The sequence below is a fragment of the Paenibacillus sp. BT-177 genome (assembly GCF_025846815.2).
Taxonomy (GTDB): domain Bacteria; phylum Bacillota; class Bacilli; order Paenibacillales; family Paenibacillaceae; genus Paenibacillus; species Paenibacillus polymyxa_C.
In genome coordinates this window covers 529930-546217 of sequence record NZ_JAOYTP010000003.1, presented here as the reverse complement: position 1 = coordinate 546217, position 16288 = coordinate 529930, and the positions used below count along the sequence as shown (strand labels likewise).

Here is a 16288-nt window from a genome sequence, read left to right as displayed (position 1 = left end):
AGAGAAAGGAGCAGACCGTGTAAGGAGGTCGCTCCTTTTTTGGTTCTAAATAGTCTGCACAGGTGAGCCAATCAGATCATTGTTTATTTGGTCCGTTTTTTATGCGTGATGCGTCTTTGCAGGAGTGGCTTTCCTTGTTTTAGTCTCTTAGGTTTTGCAGGAACTCTGCGCAAGATAGGTTTCTCTTGAGTTGCTTTGGAAGGCAGCGTCGTGCGGAGTGTGGTTGATGCAGGTTTTCTTTGACTGCTGCTTGTTATAAAGTTGATAGTATAGTTCAAGACGAACGGACTAACCGCAATTCTCCGCAGTCCCACGTTTCTACAAGTGGTACAACCTGTATCCCAGCACCAATCGAAGGCATTCTCAGGAACTTGAGTGAAGTAAGAACCCTGCCATGTACGTCCAAAATCATCCTCGGCGTAATAGAAAAACGTATTACCTCCGGCGAAGCCGCTCCATACTTGAATCGTTTGACCGGGGTTCACGCGATACCAGCCTGCTTTGGAGTAGTTAACAGGAGTACAGCTGAAGTCCGGATAGGCAAAAACTACAAAGATAGCCGCATTGGTGCTGTTGCGAAAATTGAGACCCATTGTCGCCCCTTCTTTCCTCATATAGTAATCTTACAGTGTAGCTTATGAGTATTTTGAAAGAAGGAAACGGACAAGAGTCTCTTAATTGCTAAAGTTGAACCATTTGCTGATGTCCATTTTGTTATGTTCATTCATAGATCGCCACTCGTTCGATTCCGGTTGATAGGTATAATCTTTTCGCCAGGTTATGATGTTTTCCACGATAGCCCGTATGGAAGAGAAAATATAGGAGACTTCCTGATTGGTCATCATGGGATGAAGCGACAGACGCACCCAGCCCGGCTTTCGAGATAAGTCTCCCGCATGAATCAGGTCTATCATTTGTTTAGATGCTTGCTGGTCGATGCCCAGCAAATAATGTCCATAGGGGCCTGCACATGAACAGCCGCCCCGGACCTGAATGCCAAATCGATCATTGAGTAGTTTTACAATCAGGTTATAGTGAATATGACCAACAACGAAAGAAACGGTTCCCAGCCGATCTTGGCTGCTCCCTCCCAAAATGTGTAGACCTGGTATGATGCTCAAGCCTTTTAGCAATAATGAGGTCAGCTCCTTTTTACGCTCCCACATGCGGTTGTATCCCATTTGCTCCTTCAACTGAATACAGAGCGCGGTTCGAACAGCCTGTAGAAAAGGAGGAGTGCCTCCATCCTCGCGGGCCTCAATACTATTTTTATACTCGTATCCACCCCAAGGATTGGTCCAACTTACCGTGCCGCCTCCGGGCTGATCGGGAGCACAATGGAGACACAGCCGCGAATCCATAATGAGAACGCCGCTTGTGCCGGGGCCACCAAGAAATTTGTGAGGAGAAAATACAATCCCGTCCAGTTTCTCAAGGGGATCTGTAGGATGCATGTCGATCTCCGCATAAGGTGCGCTTGCCGAAAAATCAACGAAACATACGCCACCATGTTCATGCATTTTGCGGGATAGTTGGTGAATTGGCACTTCGAACCCTGTAACATTGGAGCAGGCGGTAAAAGCGCCAATCTTGATCGGGCGATGCCGAAATTGATGCAGCAGTCGTTCGAGATGAGCTGGATCGACCATTCCTCCGGGGCCCGGAGGGAGACACACAACGTCTCCAATGGTTTCTGCCCAGGAAATATGATTGGAATGATGCTCCATGTGTGTAACAAAAATAACGGGGCGGTCTTTTTCGGCGATGGGGTAGAGGGGCTTTAATTTTTCATGTATTTTTAATCCTAATATTCGCTGAAGCTTATTCACCGCACCTGTCATCCCAGACCCGGCGAATAGAATGATATCATGTTCGTTGGCATGAACGTGGTTCTTAATGATTTGTTTTGCTTTTTCATAGGCTTGGGTCATCAGAGTACCTGTCAAATTAGACTCCGTATGCGTGTTCGCCACAAATGGACCTAATTCATTAGCTATTTTCGACTCGATGGGTCCATATAGACGACCGCTGGCTGCCCAATCCGCATAAATCAGCTTTTTAAGCCCATATGGAGATTCAAAGGTCTGGTGATAACCGATTGTATTTTCGCGATACTTTTGGAAATGAGCCTCGTTAGAAGGCTGATACCTACAGTTACTACTTCCGATTCGAGCCATGAGCATACGGCGCCTCCCAAGTCGTTCTGTCTTCTTAGGGTACGTAGGTAGGCGAGGATAGGTTAAAATAATTAGGCGAATGTCATCATTTAGCCAAATTAAAAAGCCTCATCCAATAGCAGGATAAGGCATGAGTATATATTAGATAAAAAGCTGCATATCCGACTCGAGGGCGTCTTTTAGATATGTTTTGGCCTCGATAATTTCCAGTTCAGGGATGAATTCTTCCGGTTTAAAACCCATAATATCCACCGATAGCTTGCAGGCATAAAATTTGACGTTTTTCTTCCGGGCTCCCTTCAGGAAATGGATCAGCTTCGGTTTCTCATTATCTTCCAGCATTTCCGTCAGCATCAGTTTGCCCATACCGCTAAAATTCATATGGGACAACGGCAAGGCTTCAGGTCCTTTGGGAGTCATCAAATCCATAAGTTTCTCGTAAATGGTCTTGTCCTCAAGCGTCATTTTATCGGGATCACGAACCAATGATAATCCCCAGAATGCAAAAAACATCGTAACCTCGACATCCAGCTCCCGAGCTGTATTGGCCAAAATCAGTCCAGCCATTGCCTTATCATAATCGCCGCTGAACATAAGCAGATTCATCCTTTTGTCCACGATCTTCCGCCTCCATTACCAACAGATATATTCAGTATGGATTTGGAAATGAGAACTATGCCCAGTTCACATATTGATCACAATTGTAGAGGGGTGTAAATATTGGAAACTGATATTTTATAAAAAACTATTCCGGTTGCTAGTAACCAGTATTAATGTACCCATTTCTCGTCAACAGACGAATGATTTGAGGGCAGGAAGAGAATAATTTAAAGGCAACATCGTTTTTCAATCCTAAATGACTATAAAGGTTTTGTTCAATATACAGGTCAAACTTTAAAAAAAACATAAAAAATCATTTCCTTAAGCTCGAATTTCGATTAAAATGTAGGTATTCTTCATACCTATGAATCGGAGCGATGGATATGGATATGGATAAATTCAAATTTAATTCTAAACACAATAAAATGATTGTTGATGCTATCGTAGATGGATACCGCGATTATATTGAGCATCGTAAAGATCGAAAAGCAAAAATGAAGATCAGTTCAGCTTTTGCCTGGACCAAGGGTAACTTTATCGAAAGTAAGATCGCAGAAGAGTGCGTTGATTACGGTTTTACATATAAAAAATCGAAGGCTGGATTAACGTGGGACTATCTCCAATTTATCCATGGAGATTCTAAAATTCTTTTTCTTATTAAGAATGCGGCTTATTTCAATGAGCAATGCTTTTCACAGGCAAAGCTACCTAACAATTACGGGAGGAAAGGTCCACGTCGTACCTATCTTCATGAACTTTCAAAAATTAACAAAGATTTATTGTTTTCCCCTACTCAGCAATCCTCGAAAACAGGGGAAATACCGGAACAACTTTCCTTTCTGATTTTAGAGAGCCAGGTAAAAGATGAACTCGAAAGCTTTAAATCATCCTATAATGAGTTCCATATACTCACATACGCACTTGATGAGGCATATCAGATATCTGAAGTAATGCATTATTTACCCAATCCCAATGATAATATCGCTTACCTGATAGAAGACCTCTCAAGCCTTATTTCTGGAGCTGATTTAACTGAAGAAGATCGCGAAGTAGTGGCGCCAGAAATGAATGAAGATATTATGGACCCAGCAGCTTTCGATATCGGGATATTGGAAGAAGAGCAACACAACTAGATAAACAAGACGGGGTTAGTCAAAATAAGGGGGGAGCAGCATGTTCATAGGTGAAAATTTGACCAATCTACGGATCATGCATGGGTATTCAAGAAAACAGCTCTCTGAAATGTTGGGTGTTACAGAACAAGCAGTCTGGCAGTACGAGAATGCATATACATCTCCTAAAATGCAAATTGTGAATGAGTTAAAGCGGATTTTTAAGGTGAAAAGCAAATATTTTTATACTAAAGACATGCTCGCACGGAATACGACACCTGCTAACGTAAACGTAATGAACATCGCTTATCGTTCAAAAGTTTTGAATGTTATCTCTAAGACGCAGGCGGAAGCGAAGCATGTTGAATATTTAGATGCTTTTATTAACTATATTACAGCCAGAATTAGCCTTCCTACCCTCAAAATTATTAGTTTAAGGGATGAAGTTATCGAATATCTAAACCATTCAGATGACGATAGATCGACTCAAATCGATAAAGTTGCTCATTTGGCACGTAAAAGACTGGGCCTAGCGCAAGATACAAATGACGATCTTATGTTTCTAGTCGAAAAAAGTGGAGTATTCGCCTTTGAGAAGGCAATGGGTGAGGAGATTGATGCTTATAGTCTCTGGACTCGAAACGATCGTCCTTATATCATATTAGGGAATATGAAACGATCAGCTGTTCGGAGAAATTTTGATATAGCACATGAACTGGGGCATCTACTGCTTCATTATCGTCTTGAATTTGCTAATTTAGATAGAAAAGAACACAAAATTATTGAGAATGAAGCGAATATGTTTGCTGGAGCATTCTTGTTACCTGAAGATGAATTTACACTTGATATGCAAAATGTGGCCCATATCACAAATCCGGATAATTACTTGGATTTGAAAAAGAAATGGAAAACTTCACTGCAAGTGTTGGGATACAGGGCAGCCCATTTGGGACATCTTAAACCAAAAGATCATCGAAACTTCTACGCAGCTTTGCATCGAAAAGGTTATTTGAAGATTGAACCGCTCGATGAATTAATTCCGATTCAGAAACCAACGAAAATCAAAACAATTATCGATCTTGTTTCTAAAAAGGGTCTCGTGAACATTCATCAAATGGTTGAGAATGATTGGAAAACTGAAGTATCATTCTTTTATCATATGACCGGAATTGTCCCTGATTTTTTTAATAAATATTTGGCGAAAAGTCTTGATTTCGGTCTGCAAAATGTCACGGATATATCCAAGCGTATCTCAGATGTAACTAAGCAAGTGTAACTATAATTTTAAAAAACATACATTTAAGGCTTTTAAGACTGTCGAGAAACCTATTTTTTTAGATGCAGGTTTCTTTTTTGTATTAATTCAAAATGTCGGAACTCCATTTTCACCGTTACCAATGTCATATCTACAAACCCCTCCCATTCGGTATAATCTCAAGGGAATTCAAGACACAAGCCTGAGATCGGGAGGATTATAAGAAATTGAGTATAGAGAACAAATATAAAGCACTTGAACTGGAGAAGCCGGGCATCTACGAGCTGGAGGGACTGGAAGTCGGGGTCACCTCTAATTGCAACTTCAAGTGTGATTACTGCTGCGCATATCAGCGGAACGACGGACAATGCATCAGCAGCAAAGAGGTCATAGGTATTATTGATGACATTCCAACGTTAAAACGTGTGCGACTGTCCGGGGGCGAAGTAACCTTAAAGTATGACGATTGTCTGGACATCGTGGCTCACTGTTCGAGCAAGGGAATTGCAACCCAGCTTAATACCAATGCGAGCTTGCTTAGCCCTGAACGAATTGAGAAACTGCGTGACGCAGGGCTTTCCAATATTCATATCTCCTTTAACTTCACGGATGCCGATAAATATGCAGCCTATTATCATGTTCACCCTCGTATGTATGAGAAAATCGTTCAAAATATCCGTTTGTGTACCGAAGCCAAGCTGGAAACGGTGCTGGAGACATTGTTATTTGAAGAGACGCAGAACAACATGCCAGCGATCAGTGAAAAGGTTTACGAACTCGGTGTACGCATCCATGAAATCCAAAACAGCATCGTGATGGATCATACGAATTGGAACGCGATCTCCACCAAGGAAGCACTTGTCCGTTCCGTTCATGACCTGATTGCGCATAAAAAAGACGATACTGTGTTGTATTTTACCTGTATGGACCGTTTTGCTGAGGCGCTGGGCTTCAAGGAGCAACCGGGGGTATACTTTTCCAACTGTGTTGACGGTAAGAAGCAGCTTCATCTGCACGGGAACGGGGACATCCTGATCTGTGAACTTTGTCATCCTGTGGTCATCGGTAATATCTATAACGGAACGTCCTTAAAGGATATTTACAAAAATAAGCCCAAGCAGCTTCAGGAGTTTCTCGACAAACTGCCTTGTCCTGCATATGATGCGCTTTTCCCTGGAGGAAGCATATAGATATAATTTGAGATGATGAGACAATAAGCATCTACTACCCTAACAAGTAGGGTGGTAGATGTCCTTTATGTAACTCCACGAGTCCTTTATTATTTGTTTTAATGAAAGGGTTTACATGTTAAGATATATAAAAATGCAAGCTTCTTATGAAAGAAGGAGTAGATATGAGATATAGAAATGTAGGCAACAGCGGTCTTAAAATTAGTGAAATCGGACTGGGGAGCTGGTTAACGTACGGTACGGCCGCCGAACAGGAAGCAGCTCATACCTGTATTGCCAAGGCCTTTGAACTTGGGATTAATTTCTTTGATACCGCGAACGCGTATAACCGTGGAGAAGGCGAGAAGGCTATGGGAGCCGCATTGAAGCCTTATCGGAGAGAGAGCTATGTGCTTTCTACTAAGGTATTCTTTCCTATGGATTCCGGTCCCAATGACAGAGGGCTGTCACGCAAGCATATTATGGAGCAATGTGAGGCGAGTTTGAAGCGGCTCGGCACGGATTATATCGACATGTACTTCTGCCATCGTTATGATCCAGATACTCCGTTGGAAGAGACACTGCAGGCACTAGATGATCTTCAGGCTCAAGGCAAGATCTTGTATGCTGCGGTCAGTGAATGGAATGCCGCCCAGCTCACGGATGCCTATGGTATCGGAAAAAGGCTGAATCTGCGGCCGCTGATTGCCAATCAGCCGATCTATAATATGTTCGAGCGTTATATCGAGCATGAGGTCCTTCCCGTATCCGGGCAGGTAGGCATCGGCCAAATTGTATTTTCACCTCTAGCCCAAGGCATCCTCACGGGTAAATACAAACCGGGACAACCTATACCGACGGGTAGCCGCGGGGCTGATGCTTCTGTCAATAATGTCATCAGCAGTTATATGAACGATACCGTTCTCAACTGCGTTCAGGAGCTGGATCAGCTGGCGAAGGACTTGGGTATCACCCTGTCACAACTCGCGCTTGCCTGGATTCTGAGAGAACCGGGGATCAGCGCTGCACTGATTGGGGCTACTAAACCGACACAAATTGAAGAAAATGTGAAGGCAGTCGAGGTGACTTTGCAACCGGAGACCTGCGCGAAAATTGAGCAGATTCTGAAGCAAGCAGAGGGATTTGAGCCTTTGCGCTAAGCATTCACATGAGCCTCTCTAGAGGGAAGCCATCAATAACAAAGTCTCGCTCTTCCTGTTCCTTAACAGAGAAGGGCGAGATTTTTTAACTTGCTTCAAGCATCGCATAGATGCCTGAAATCATACTAAGTGCAATCCCGCTCACTAAAACAAGGATTTGCTTCTTACTGAGATCCAGCGGATCAAAAAAGATGGGCAACAGCCATTTTAGACTGATGACAGCCCATAGACCTTCCACCAACCCCAATATCAATACCTCTTGCCCCCAGTGAAGCTTCATCTGCGGTGTTAGCGGACCTTCAAGAAACAGGTCACCTGAAGTATGAATATTCCAAGAAACGATAACTACGAATATCACAAGCGTTAATAATGTTGACATAATATAAGTGATATCTTTTTTAGCCTTTTTCGTGAGTTTGGGCGATTTTTTAAACTCAGGGAAGCCGATCAGGAAAAAGACGATTCCTACGATAATAGCCACCCCTACAGAGGAACCGAGTATAATATTCGCTATAATGCCGATGCCATTGATGAGTAATAATAAAATAGGCTCTCCCCCTTTGGGGCTACGATGATAGTTATTTTATTGTACACGCAGGAACGGAAATGCTCAAATATTTGGAAAAGCCCCTGGCACTTTTTTGCCAGAGACTTTTGGGCGTATGACTGATTATAAAGCTGCTTTAATGACCTTTTTATAATACAGAATGGATAGAACTCCAAAAATGGAATATAGGGCAGTGTATAGTACCATTACGATGATCATAGGCATCCAAACTTCGGTTCCAAACAAGAACCAGCCGGATTGGACGGCGAAATAGCTGTGTGATAGGCCAATCACTAACGGAATGCCGAAGTTAAAGAGTTGTTTTATTTTAATGCCTCGCAGCAGGTCACTTTGGGTGAAGCCTAACTTTCTCAATACAGTATAATTGGCCTTTTCGTCTTCGCTCTCATCCATCTGCTTAAAATAAAGGATACAGCCTGATGTAATGAGAAAGGTCAGTCCCAAAAAGCCAACAACAAACATGATCACTCCCATATTTCTCTTCTGATTGCTGCTCATTTCAAGGCGAGATGATTGTTGATCATTAAAATTCGCAGCTGCAAAGAGGCGATCAGCTTCTTCAATCTGTGCTCCATTAAGTATATCAATTCCAATATACAAGGATGACTTCTTTTGAATCTCTGGATTTACATCTTTCTTTAACCGCTCAAAGATGGTTTCGTCTACAATGGCAGTGGGTAGTCCCCCGGCTGCAAAATAGTAAGGAATTACATAATCCTTTTTTAGACCCACATATTGTTGAGGTATGACTTCTGTTTTTCCCTTCAAATCCAAGGGTCCAAAGTCTTTCAAGGACATGAATTTCTGTAACATATCATTATAGCCCGTTAAAACCGTTTGGCCTGGAGATACATCCGTACCCTTCACAGATTGGTCGCTTACGACAGGCAGTGTCATGGAATCCGTACCATCATTTAATGGTTCCATAGGAGTCTCCATAATTTGTGCTGTCTTCACACTGACTTGAATCACTTCAATTTTCTTTTCACGATACTGTATATCATGCTGATGAAGTAACGCTTTGAATTTCTCCGCATCCGGCACATTCGTCATGGCAAAATGGGAAGGTACATTGTCCTCAGCTGCTTGATCCGCAGAATAATAGGCGATATAGCTTAAGGATAGTAAACCGATAGCAAGTGCCGATACTGTCGTAATAATGGTTAACAACAAAGCATTGGATTTCATGCGGAACATAATGGATGAGAGGGACAGCACCTCATGGATGTTTAAATATCCGCCTTTGCTTTTTCTAATGATATTGGAAATAAAGCGGATGGATCCTTTATAAAAAAGAAATGTTCCGATGATGACAGAGCCCAAAATAAACACCATCGCCATAAATAGTTCATTTAAGGATGTAAAATCTCCACCAAATAATCTGGAGGAAACATAGTAACCTAAGGCGATAAGCGAGATGCCAATGATCCCGATGATCATCTCAAAGATCGTTATTTTCTTGATTTTCCCTTCGGTGGTTGAGGTCACTCGGAACAAAGACAAAATACTTTGTCTTTTGATAAAAGAATAATTCATGATCATGATCAGTAAGTAGATGACAACAAAAACGATGAGTGTTTGAGTCAGTGCTTGGTTAGAGAAATATAGAGTGGCAATGGCTTCGACACCCGTCGTCTTAAATAAGATCATGATCACTAGTTTGGAAAAGGAGAATCCAACCCCTATTCCGACGAAAAGCGAACCGAAGTATAAAATTAAGTTTTCAGCACTTAGAATGCGAAAAATTTTGTTTTTAGTCATTCCAATCAATTGAAATAAGCCAATTTCTTTACTGCGTCTTTTTATAAAAATATTATTAGCATACATAAGGAAAATGCAGACAATAGCGACCAGTAAAACAGAAGCTGCCCGTATGGAGGCTGCACCTTTAACAGAACCCTTCACTTCGTCCATGGAGGGATCGTACTGTAATGTGACGAAGGAGAAATAGAGCGCAACACTGAAAATGAGAGCAAAAACATAGAGATAATAATTGCTCAGGTTTTTTTTCAGATTTTTTAGAATGAGTAGATTAATGTTCATGTTGAACCCCGCCTAAGACCGCTTGGGTTTTCATGATATCCTGGAAGAAGCTTTGTCTCTCCTGCACGCCTTTATGAAGCTGCGTGTACATTTGCCCATCCTTGATAAAAATAACGCGGCTGCAATGGCTGGCTGCAACCGGATCGTGCGTGACCATAATAATGGTTGCCTTGCGCTTTTGGTTCAGCTGACCCAGCTTGTTTAATAGATCGGAAGCTGATTTCGAATCTAGCGCACCCGTAGGTTCATCGGCAAAAATAATCGTAGGCTCATGGATAAACGCTCTAGCCGCAGATGTACGCTGTTTCTGCCCGCCTGAGATTTCATTGGGGTATTTGTCCTTGAGCTCATAAATCCCCAGTTCTGTAGCGACTTCCTGAAATCTTCGGTTAGCCTCTTTTTTAGGCGTCTTGGTGATAGATAGAGGCAAGAGGATGTTTTCCTTCACGGTGAGCGTATCCAGCAGATTATACTCCTGAAAAATAAAGCCTAAATGCTTTTTGCGGAATTCAGCCAGTTGCTTTTCTTTCATTTTCGTCATTTCGATATCATTGATCTTAATGGAACCGTGGCTCACTTTATCAATGGAGGAGAGGACATTTAGCAGTGTGGTTTTACCTGAACCAGAGGCTCCCATAATACTAACAAATTCACCTTCATCAATAACGATATCTATTCCCTTCAAAACCTCCTGCATATTTAGCTTATTACCATAGCTTTTGTGAATCTTATGGGCTTCTAAAATATTCACTTCGATGCACTCCTTATTGTTCTTGTAGCCTTATTATAAAAACCGTGCCGATGATTTTCCTTTGATTGGGCGAACAGTATATAAAAGCATGTGACATCTCTGTCACATGCTCAGCATACTTACGAAATCATTTCGTTTGGGGAAAATTAAAGTGAAGGTAGTACCCATGTTCGGTTTGGAGTGCACATCTATATGTATGAGCAGGGACTGCGCTGCCTTTTTCGTTAAATATAACCCCATGCCCGTCGAAGTATGATCAGAATGTTGGGTCGTGGATGTAAAACCTTTCTCGAAAATACGAGGTATATCCTTCGGATCAATACCGCGCCCAAAGTCTTGGACCTCAAGCTGTATTCGATCCCTTTGTTCATAGCTGTAAATGATAATATCGCTGGCATCGCTATATTTGATGGCATTGGTTAAGAGCTGTCTGATGATAAAAGCCAGCCATTTGGCATCACTTAGCACTTCCATTTGCTCAAGTCGGATGTCAAAACCGATCCCTTTTTGGATGCACCATGACTGTAATGCTTTGATTTCTTTAAAAACCAGAGATTTTAAATCCACTTGCTCGACATATAGATCATTTTCAATAAAAGATATGCGTTTGTGATGAAGCTGTTGATCCAGCAGCAAGTGAATTCGTAGCCATTCATAGGTTAACTGAGCTTTTAGGGACTTGTCGTCCAACCGCTCAATCATCAAATGCATGGTGGTTAAAGGCGTTTTTACCTCATGAATCCAGGATAGTAGTTCATCTTTTTCATGTTCAAGTGTTAGTTGATTTTGCGAGATAATCTGTTGTAACCGTTCGGTCTGGTCAGTGATTTTTTGTTCAATGATTTGCTCAAACGGACTCTCCGGTTCGCCTATACCCGTTAGTTCTAGAGGGCTCTCCCATTCTTCTAATGTGGTATAGAATTTGGTTTCCTTGAGATAGCGAATGATTAAAAAAACCAAGAAAATCATCATAGATAAGAAGACGATATAAAGGATCGGTATTAATGGAATTGCTGCATCCACATAAGCGATGAACAGGATCAGGAATTGCTGACATACAAACAGTAGAATCCAGCTTCGCCTCTCTGTAAGGTACTTTTTAATCATAGGCAGGTGCCTCTTCTGTAGCCATGTAGCCTTGCCCCACTTTCGTTTCAATGAAACGACCCAAATCCAGCTCGTCCAATTTTTTACGAAGGCGGTTCAAGTTGACGGTTAGGGTATTGTCGCTGACAAAACGTTCATCATCCCAGAGGCTTTTAATTAATTCCTCTCGTACGACAATTTTATTTTTTTGTTCAATTAGCAGCTTCAAAATAAAAATCTCGTTCTTGGTTAATTCGATGGAGCCAGCCTCATTGGCTACTACATTTTTTTCATAGTCGACCGTCGCTCCACGCCATGTTTTCAGGGAAACAGGTTCTGTATTGTAATTGTATACACGGCGGAGTGTCGCCTGTAATTTTGCAATCAGTACATCAAAATGGAAGGGCTTTTGGATAAAATCATCCGCTCCAAGCTGCATCGACATCACCATATCCGTAGGGTGATCCCGCGATGATAAGAAGATGATCGGGACGTTAGAGTGGGATCGAATCATTCGACACCAATGAAAACCATCAAATTTCGGCAATTGAATATCAATCACGACCAGATCAGGCTTTATCGTTGTGAATTCTTGAATGACTTTACTAAAATCCTGGATACCGTACACATCATAGGCCCATTGAGTTAACCTGTCCTTTATTTCATGGAACAAAGTTTCATCATCTTCAATCAGCAAGATTTTAAACAACGATTTCACCACTTTTTACTTTTTTATATAAAGTGTATAGCAAAATTTGTTTATGTGCTATACGGGGTTGAATCAACTTGATATTGCGATAATCTGCTGTTAATAGTTGAGGTTTATAGTTGGTTTATATCTACAATCTCATACCGTTAAAAGGATGGATGTATAGATGGGAATTCACACCTATTTTCGATCGCTAAATGAGTTGGAAAGAATTATTCGTTGTCCGGGCAAGTTTAAATTCGAGGAACATAGTGTATCGGCTCATTCCTGGAAAGTAGTACAATATGCCAAAACGCTAGCTGATATTGAAGAGAGAAACGGTGTCTGCATTGACTGGAAAAAGCTATACGAGATTACTAGCAGTCATGATTATGGGGAGATTTTTATTGGAGATATTAAAACGCCTGTTAAGCATTCCTCCAAGGAACTCCGACTATTAATCCAGCAGGTCGAAGAAGGTATGATTGAGTATTTTATTGAAGAGAATATTCCCGAGGATTTTAAAGCGATTTTCCGCAAACAGCTAAGAGAAGGTAAAGATGATTCTGTTGAAGGTTTAATTTTAGAAGTAGCGGATAAAATGGATCAGGTCTATGAAGCATTTGCCGAGCTTCAGCGGGGAAATACGGAAAAAGAATTTATAGTCATGTACCGTAATGCACTTGTAAAAATCAAGAATATTCAATTACACTGCGTTGAATATTTTTTGGAAAATGTCCTACCAGATATGGTAAAGGAAGAAACGCCTTCATCCATTGATATCAAAAAGATTACGGAAGAGGCTTTAGCTCTGTAAAAGAATTTCCTTACCATCTTTCAGAAGCTGCGAAGCGCTTCTGTTCATACATAATCATAGGCTTATTTGTAATAAGCAGTTCCTAAGTAAAATAAAAGAGCCAAAGCAGCAGTTGATTGAACTGCTACTTTGGCTTCTTCTAGGTTGAAAAGTACAGGAGAGCTATGCTTATTTTGAAAATGGATTCGGGAAGTTGGTTTTAGTGGCTGCATTTTGTTGCTTGGTATTGCCAATTCCCAGTTCACCATTTCTATTAAATCCCCAGGACCAGACCGTCCCATCGGCTGTCAAAGCATGGGAGTGGGTTCCTGCTGCACTGAATGCTACTACATCGGTTAGTGGCGTGTTTGTGTCATCTACAACTTGGGATGGGACTTTAACAGAAAATACATCGGTCCCGTCACCTACCTGTCCTTCATTATTAGTTCCCCAACCCCAAAGAGTTCCGTCATTTTTCAGCGCGAAAGTTTGGGTTTTGCCTGCCTTCAGTCTATTTACGTCGGAAATGTTGATCAATACAGGTGATCTTCTAAAGGTAGAGGTTCCATCCCCCAGCTTACCAGAAGTATTGCTACCCGAAGCGTATACTTCCCCGCTGTTCGTTAATACATAAATACGGTCAGCTCCAGCGGTAAAGGTTTTGATATCATCAATTCGGTATTGAACTGGGGTAAGCTGGTTTTCTTTATCGTCCTGTCCCAGAGCGCCATCATAACCACGCCCCCATACCCATAACTGATTATTTTTGTCTAGAGCTGCGCCAAAACTGTCACCAGCGTCAATGGCTACAATATCTTCTAAGCCTTGTACCTGGACAGGCTTAACGGAAAAGGCAGAAACTCCTTTGGTGCCAATGCCCAGTTGCCCAAAGTTGTTTTCTCCATAAGCCCACACCGTACCGTCATTTTTGAGGGCAAGTGTAAATTGACCTCCCGCTCTCACTTCCTTAACATGATCAATATATTTGTTTTTTACAGGGACTCTTGCTGTATCCCGCTTGTTCCCTGTTCCTAGTTCGCCGTAACTTGCAAAACCCCAAGACCAGATGGTTCCGTCTTTTTTGAGCAAGGTTGAATGCAAATCACCAGCATCAATCATAGCGATGTCAGATACATCTGCTTGCATCGGGCTTGTTTTATTATTTCCACCGCCATCGCCTACACCGAGCTTGCCATTACCGTTACTTCCCGTTGCGTAAAATGAAGATCCATCTTCCATAGCCAAGTAAGCGTTAGTGGTCCCTGCTGAAAGCAAATGGTCGTAATTCACGGCAGAATCGGCGCTTGCCGTAATGGAGCTCCCCACTAGAAGTGTTGATGCGGCAAGAGCTGTTAGAGCGAGTTTTTTTAACATATAAACGACACACCTTTCAAAATGTAATGGATAAATACAGGATAAAAGCAACCAAATTGTTCCTGTTACGTCTTTATTAGTAATTCGCAAATGATAAACCAGATTAGGGAGGATCACTAATGAAAAAAAGAGTTTCTGTCCTTGTCCTTGTCTTACTTATGGCAACATCATTGTCCGCATGCGCTAAAACCGAATCGGCGCCGCCAGTTAAACAACCTCATAAAAATGAAGTGGTGGTTCAATCCATTTTTGATCTAGAGCGCCTAGAAAGCACAACGGTGTATACGGGGCAGGCTAAAATTAAAAGCATCGAAAAAGTTGAAAAAGAGATCGAACAACCATTGGTAACCCCCAGCATGGATTATTTGATCCGATTTGAACAGCCGGTTCAATTTGCTCAAGAACTATCCCAAAGTGATGATCCAACGGAGAAGCCTATCCAATCAGTTTATATATCCGTTCCAGATACACATATTTATAAGCAGATGGATGGTCAGCAAAGGCAATTAATCCGTCCAGCAGAATTACAGGTGGGGCAACCGATTGAAGTCTCCTATGTGTACCCTGCAACACCTGTTTTCCTAGCATTGGAAATTATCGTGCTGGATGATCTGTAGAGGAGGCCGATAAGGCCTCCTCACTCCTATGGAAGCACGTCATAAGCCTTAGGTGATGTTAATAAGTTTTACCATGTTGTAGATATAACGTGTTTGCTCATATTTGACCATGGTGCCTGCCGAGTTTTTGACCTGAATGCCGGATGAGCCTCCACCATCCAGAAGAATGGCTTCGAAGCAATCCTGCTTGATAAAATAGTTGCGAAGTTGTTTCAGCGTCGCATTTTCATGAACAACCAGGTAGACCTGCCAAATGTTATTGACGACTTTGAAGCCCAAGCCTGTCCGTCCGATGGATTCGGTGTATCGCAAGGTTCCGTTCAAGTCGAAATTTTCAATCTCTTTCAGCTCCTTGAGCCAAACATCTTCCTCATTCTTCAGTGATAGACTACCGCCGCTAATAATGGATTTGTACTTAATGGCCGTTCCCATTTGTTTTTTGAGATCCGTCACACTTGAAGTACGGGTAATCCCTATTTTTGTTTTGTTGCTTTCCGTAAAAATAAATGCAGTACCCCGACTATTCTCTTTGGCATTTGCCTTAATATCGTGAGTGTTATTAGGTGTCACCGCAATGGATAAACCTTGAGTCGGTGGCGTTGTAGTGCTGATAGGGTAAAAGAAGCCCCCATTAATCCCGTAGTCGGTTTGCTGTGTGATCCGGCTTCGAATATTTTTATTTTGAATATTCGAGGCTGGCGTAATGATAACATGGAAACCATCAGACGTTTTGGTGTAAGAGTAGTTTGCTGGCATGGGAAACCTCCAATTAGATGATTTTGAAACAGAATCTCGCGCGATAATTCGTTTCTCATATATATAGGAAATTTACAGCGGCCTTTTACAACCTTGAAATCAAATTTTTCTAAAAAAATTTGAAACGTCATATACG

16 protein-coding genes are annotated in these 16288 nt (G+C 41.8%); 6 read left to right on the top strand and 10 right to left on the bottom strand.

The window, feature by feature from the left end:
• Nucleotides 1–83: 83 nt before the first annotated feature.
• From OIU26_RS12930 to OIU26_RS12920, 3 genes are all read right to left on the bottom strand, one after another.
• Complete coding sequence (locus OIU26_RS12930; RefSeq protein ID WP_264217050.1) at nt 84–593, bottom strand: DUF1036 domain-containing protein; 510 nt, start codon at nt 591–593, stop codon at nt 84–86.
• 81 nt (nt 594–674) lie between these two features.
• Nucleotides 675–2183: an aminotransferase class V-fold PLP-dependent enzyme gene (locus OIU26_RS12925; protein WP_264217049.1), complete on the bottom strand. Its 1509-nt coding sequence runs from the start codon at nt 2181–2183 to the stop codon at nt 675–677.
• Between the two features lie 135 nt (nt 2184–2318).
• Nucleotides 2319–2795: a DsrE/DsrF/DrsH-like family protein gene (locus tag OIU26_RS12920; protein WP_264217048.1), complete on the bottom strand. Its 477-nt coding sequence runs from the start codon at nt 2793–2795 to the stop codon at nt 2319–2321.
• A gap of 371 nt (nt 2796–3166) precedes the next feature.
• On the opposite strand from OIU26_RS12920, the gene OIU26_RS12915 reads away from it, so the two are divergent.
• The 4 genes from OIU26_RS12915 (at nt 3167) to OIU26_RS12900 (ending at nt 7473) form a co-directional block, all read left to right on the top strand.
• Nucleotides 3167–3910 carry a DUF5986 family protein gene (locus OIU26_RS12915; protein WP_264217132.1) on the top strand — a complete coding sequence of 248 codons (744 nt, stop codon included), beginning with the start codon at nt 3167–3169 and terminating at the stop codon, nt 3908–3910.
• Between the two features lie 40 nt (nt 3911–3950).
• Nucleotides 3951–5165: an ImmA/IrrE family metallo-endopeptidase gene (locus OIU26_RS12910; protein WP_264217047.1), complete on the top strand. Its 1215-nt coding sequence runs from the start codon at nt 3951–3953 to the stop codon at nt 5163–5165.
• Between the two features lie 206 nt (nt 5166–5371).
• Nucleotides 5372–6334 carry a radical SAM protein gene (locus OIU26_RS12905; RefSeq protein WP_025675717.1) on the top strand — a complete coding sequence of 321 codons (963 nt, stop codon included), beginning with the start codon at nt 5372–5374 and terminating at the stop codon, nt 6332–6334.
• Between the two features lie 164 nt (nt 6335–6498).
• Nucleotides 6499–7473: an aldo/keto reductase family protein gene (locus OIU26_RS12900; protein WP_264217046.1), complete on the top strand. Its 975-nt coding sequence runs from the start codon at nt 6499–6501 to the stop codon at nt 7471–7473.
• An 85-nt stretch (nt 7474–7558) separates the two neighbouring features.
• Here OIU26_RS12900 and OIU26_RS12895 read toward each other — a convergent pair whose 3' ends face one another.
• The 5 genes from OIU26_RS12895 to OIU26_RS12875 all read right to left on the bottom strand — a co-directional run bounded on the left by OIU26_RS12895 (nt 7559) and on the right by OIU26_RS12875 (nt 12630).
• Nucleotides 7559–7852, bottom strand: a complete 294-nt coding sequence (locus tag OIU26_RS12895) for a hypothetical protein (RefSeq protein ID WP_264217045.1) — start codon at nt 7850–7852, stop codon at nt 7559–7561.
• A gap of 291 nt (nt 7853–8143) precedes the next feature.
• On the bottom strand, nt 8144–10084 hold the full coding sequence (locus tag OIU26_RS12890) for an ABC transporter permease (RefSeq protein ID WP_165082138.1): 1941 nt from the start codon (nt 10082–10084) through the stop codon (nt 8144–8146).
• On the bottom strand, nt 10074–10835 hold the full coding sequence (locus tag OIU26_RS12885; protein WP_193189619.1) for an ABC transporter ATP-binding protein: 762 nt from the start codon (nt 10833–10835) through the stop codon (nt 10074–10076). Before OIU26_RS12885 ends, OIU26_RS12890 begins: the two co-directional genes overlap by 11 nt.
• 102 nt (nt 10836–10937) lie before the next feature.
• Complete coding sequence (locus tag OIU26_RS12880) at nt 10938–11942, bottom strand: sensor histidine kinase (RefSeq protein WP_264217044.1); 1005 nt, start codon at nt 11940–11942, stop codon at nt 10938–10940.
• Nucleotides 11935–12630, bottom strand: coding sequence for a response regulator transcription factor (locus tag OIU26_RS12875; protein ID WP_064962818.1), 696 nt, complete (start codon nt 12628–12630; stop codon nt 11935–11937). Before OIU26_RS12875 ends, OIU26_RS12880 begins: the two co-directional genes overlap by 8 nt.
• A 166-nt stretch (nt 12631–12796) precedes the next feature.
• On the opposite strand from OIU26_RS12875, the gene OIU26_RS12870 reads away from it, so the two are divergent.
• The gene (locus OIU26_RS12870) at nt 12797–13426 is read left to right on the top strand and encodes an HD domain-containing protein (protein WP_264217043.1); all 630 of its coding nucleotides are present in this window, start codon (nt 12797–12799) and stop codon (nt 13424–13426) included.
• A gap of 168 nt (nt 13427–13594) precedes the next feature.
• Here OIU26_RS12870 and OIU26_RS12865 read toward each other — a convergent pair whose 3' ends face one another.
• Entirely contained in the window at nt 13595–14779 is a 1185-nt protein-coding gene (locus OIU26_RS12865) for a copper amine oxidase (protein WP_264217042.1), read from the bottom strand.
• A gap of 119 nt (nt 14780–14898) precedes the next feature.
• Here OIU26_RS12865 and OIU26_RS12860 point away from each other — a divergent pair, with 119 nt between their 5' ends.
• Nucleotides 14899–15396, top strand: a complete 498-nt coding sequence (locus OIU26_RS12860) for a hypothetical protein (RefSeq protein ID WP_264217041.1) — start codon at nt 14899–14901, stop codon at nt 15394–15396.
• 48 nt (nt 15397–15444) lie between these two features.
• Here the strand turns inward: OIU26_RS12860 and OIU26_RS12855 are convergent, their stop codons facing one another.
• Nucleotides 15445–16152, bottom strand: a complete 708-nt coding sequence (locus tag OIU26_RS12855) for a phosphodiester glycosidase family protein (RefSeq protein ID WP_174821028.1) — start codon at nt 16150–16152, stop codon at nt 15445–15447.
• Nucleotides 16153–16288: the final 136 nt, after the last annotated feature.

Bases quoted from the DNA above. Each gene is read 5' to 3' on its own strand.
- OIU26_RS12870 (WP_264217043.1), top strand. From the start codon at position 12,797: ATGGGAATTCACACCTATTTTCGATCGCTAAATGAGTTGGAAAGAATT.
- OIU26_RS12860 (WP_264217041.1), top strand. From the start codon at position 14,899: ATGAAAAAAAGAGTTTCTGTCCTTGTCCTTGTCTTACTTATGGCAACA.
- OIU26_RS12855 (WP_174821028.1), bottom strand. From the start codon at position 16,152: ATGCCAGCAAACTACTCTTACACCAAAACGTCTGATGGTTTCCATGTT.
- OIU26_RS12895 (WP_264217045.1), bottom strand. From the start codon at position 7,852: ATGTCAACATTATTAACGCTTGTGATATTCGTAGTTATCGTTTCTTGG.
- OIU26_RS12865 (WP_264217042.1), bottom strand. From the start codon at position 14,779: ATGTTAAAAAAACTCGCTCTAACAGCTCTTGCCGCATCAACACTTCTA.
- OIU26_RS12900 (WP_264217046.1), top strand. From the start codon at position 6,499: ATGAGATATAGAAATGTAGGCAACAGCGGTCTTAAAATTAGTGAAATC.
- OIU26_RS12890 (WP_165082138.1), bottom strand. From the start codon at position 10,084: ATGAACATTAATCTACTCATTCTAAAAAATCTGAAAAAAAACCTGAGC.
- OIU26_RS12910 (WP_264217047.1), top strand. From the start codon at position 3,951: ATGTTCATAGGTGAAAATTTGACCAATCTACGGATCATGCATGGGTAT.
- OIU26_RS12925 (WP_264217049.1), bottom strand. From the start codon at position 2,183: ATGCTCATGGCTCGAATCGGAAGTAGTAACTGTAGGTATCAGCCTTCT.
- OIU26_RS12915 (WP_264217132.1), top strand. From the start codon at position 3,167: ATGGATAAATTCAAATTTAATTCTAAACACAATAAAATGATTGTTGAT.
- OIU26_RS12880 (WP_264217044.1), bottom strand. From the start codon at position 11,942: ATGATTAAAAAGTACCTTACAGAGAGGCGAAGCTGGATTCTACTGTTT.
- OIU26_RS12930 (WP_264217050.1), bottom strand. From the start codon at position 593: ATGGGTCTCAATTTTCGCAACAGCACCAATGCGGCTATCTTTGTAGTT.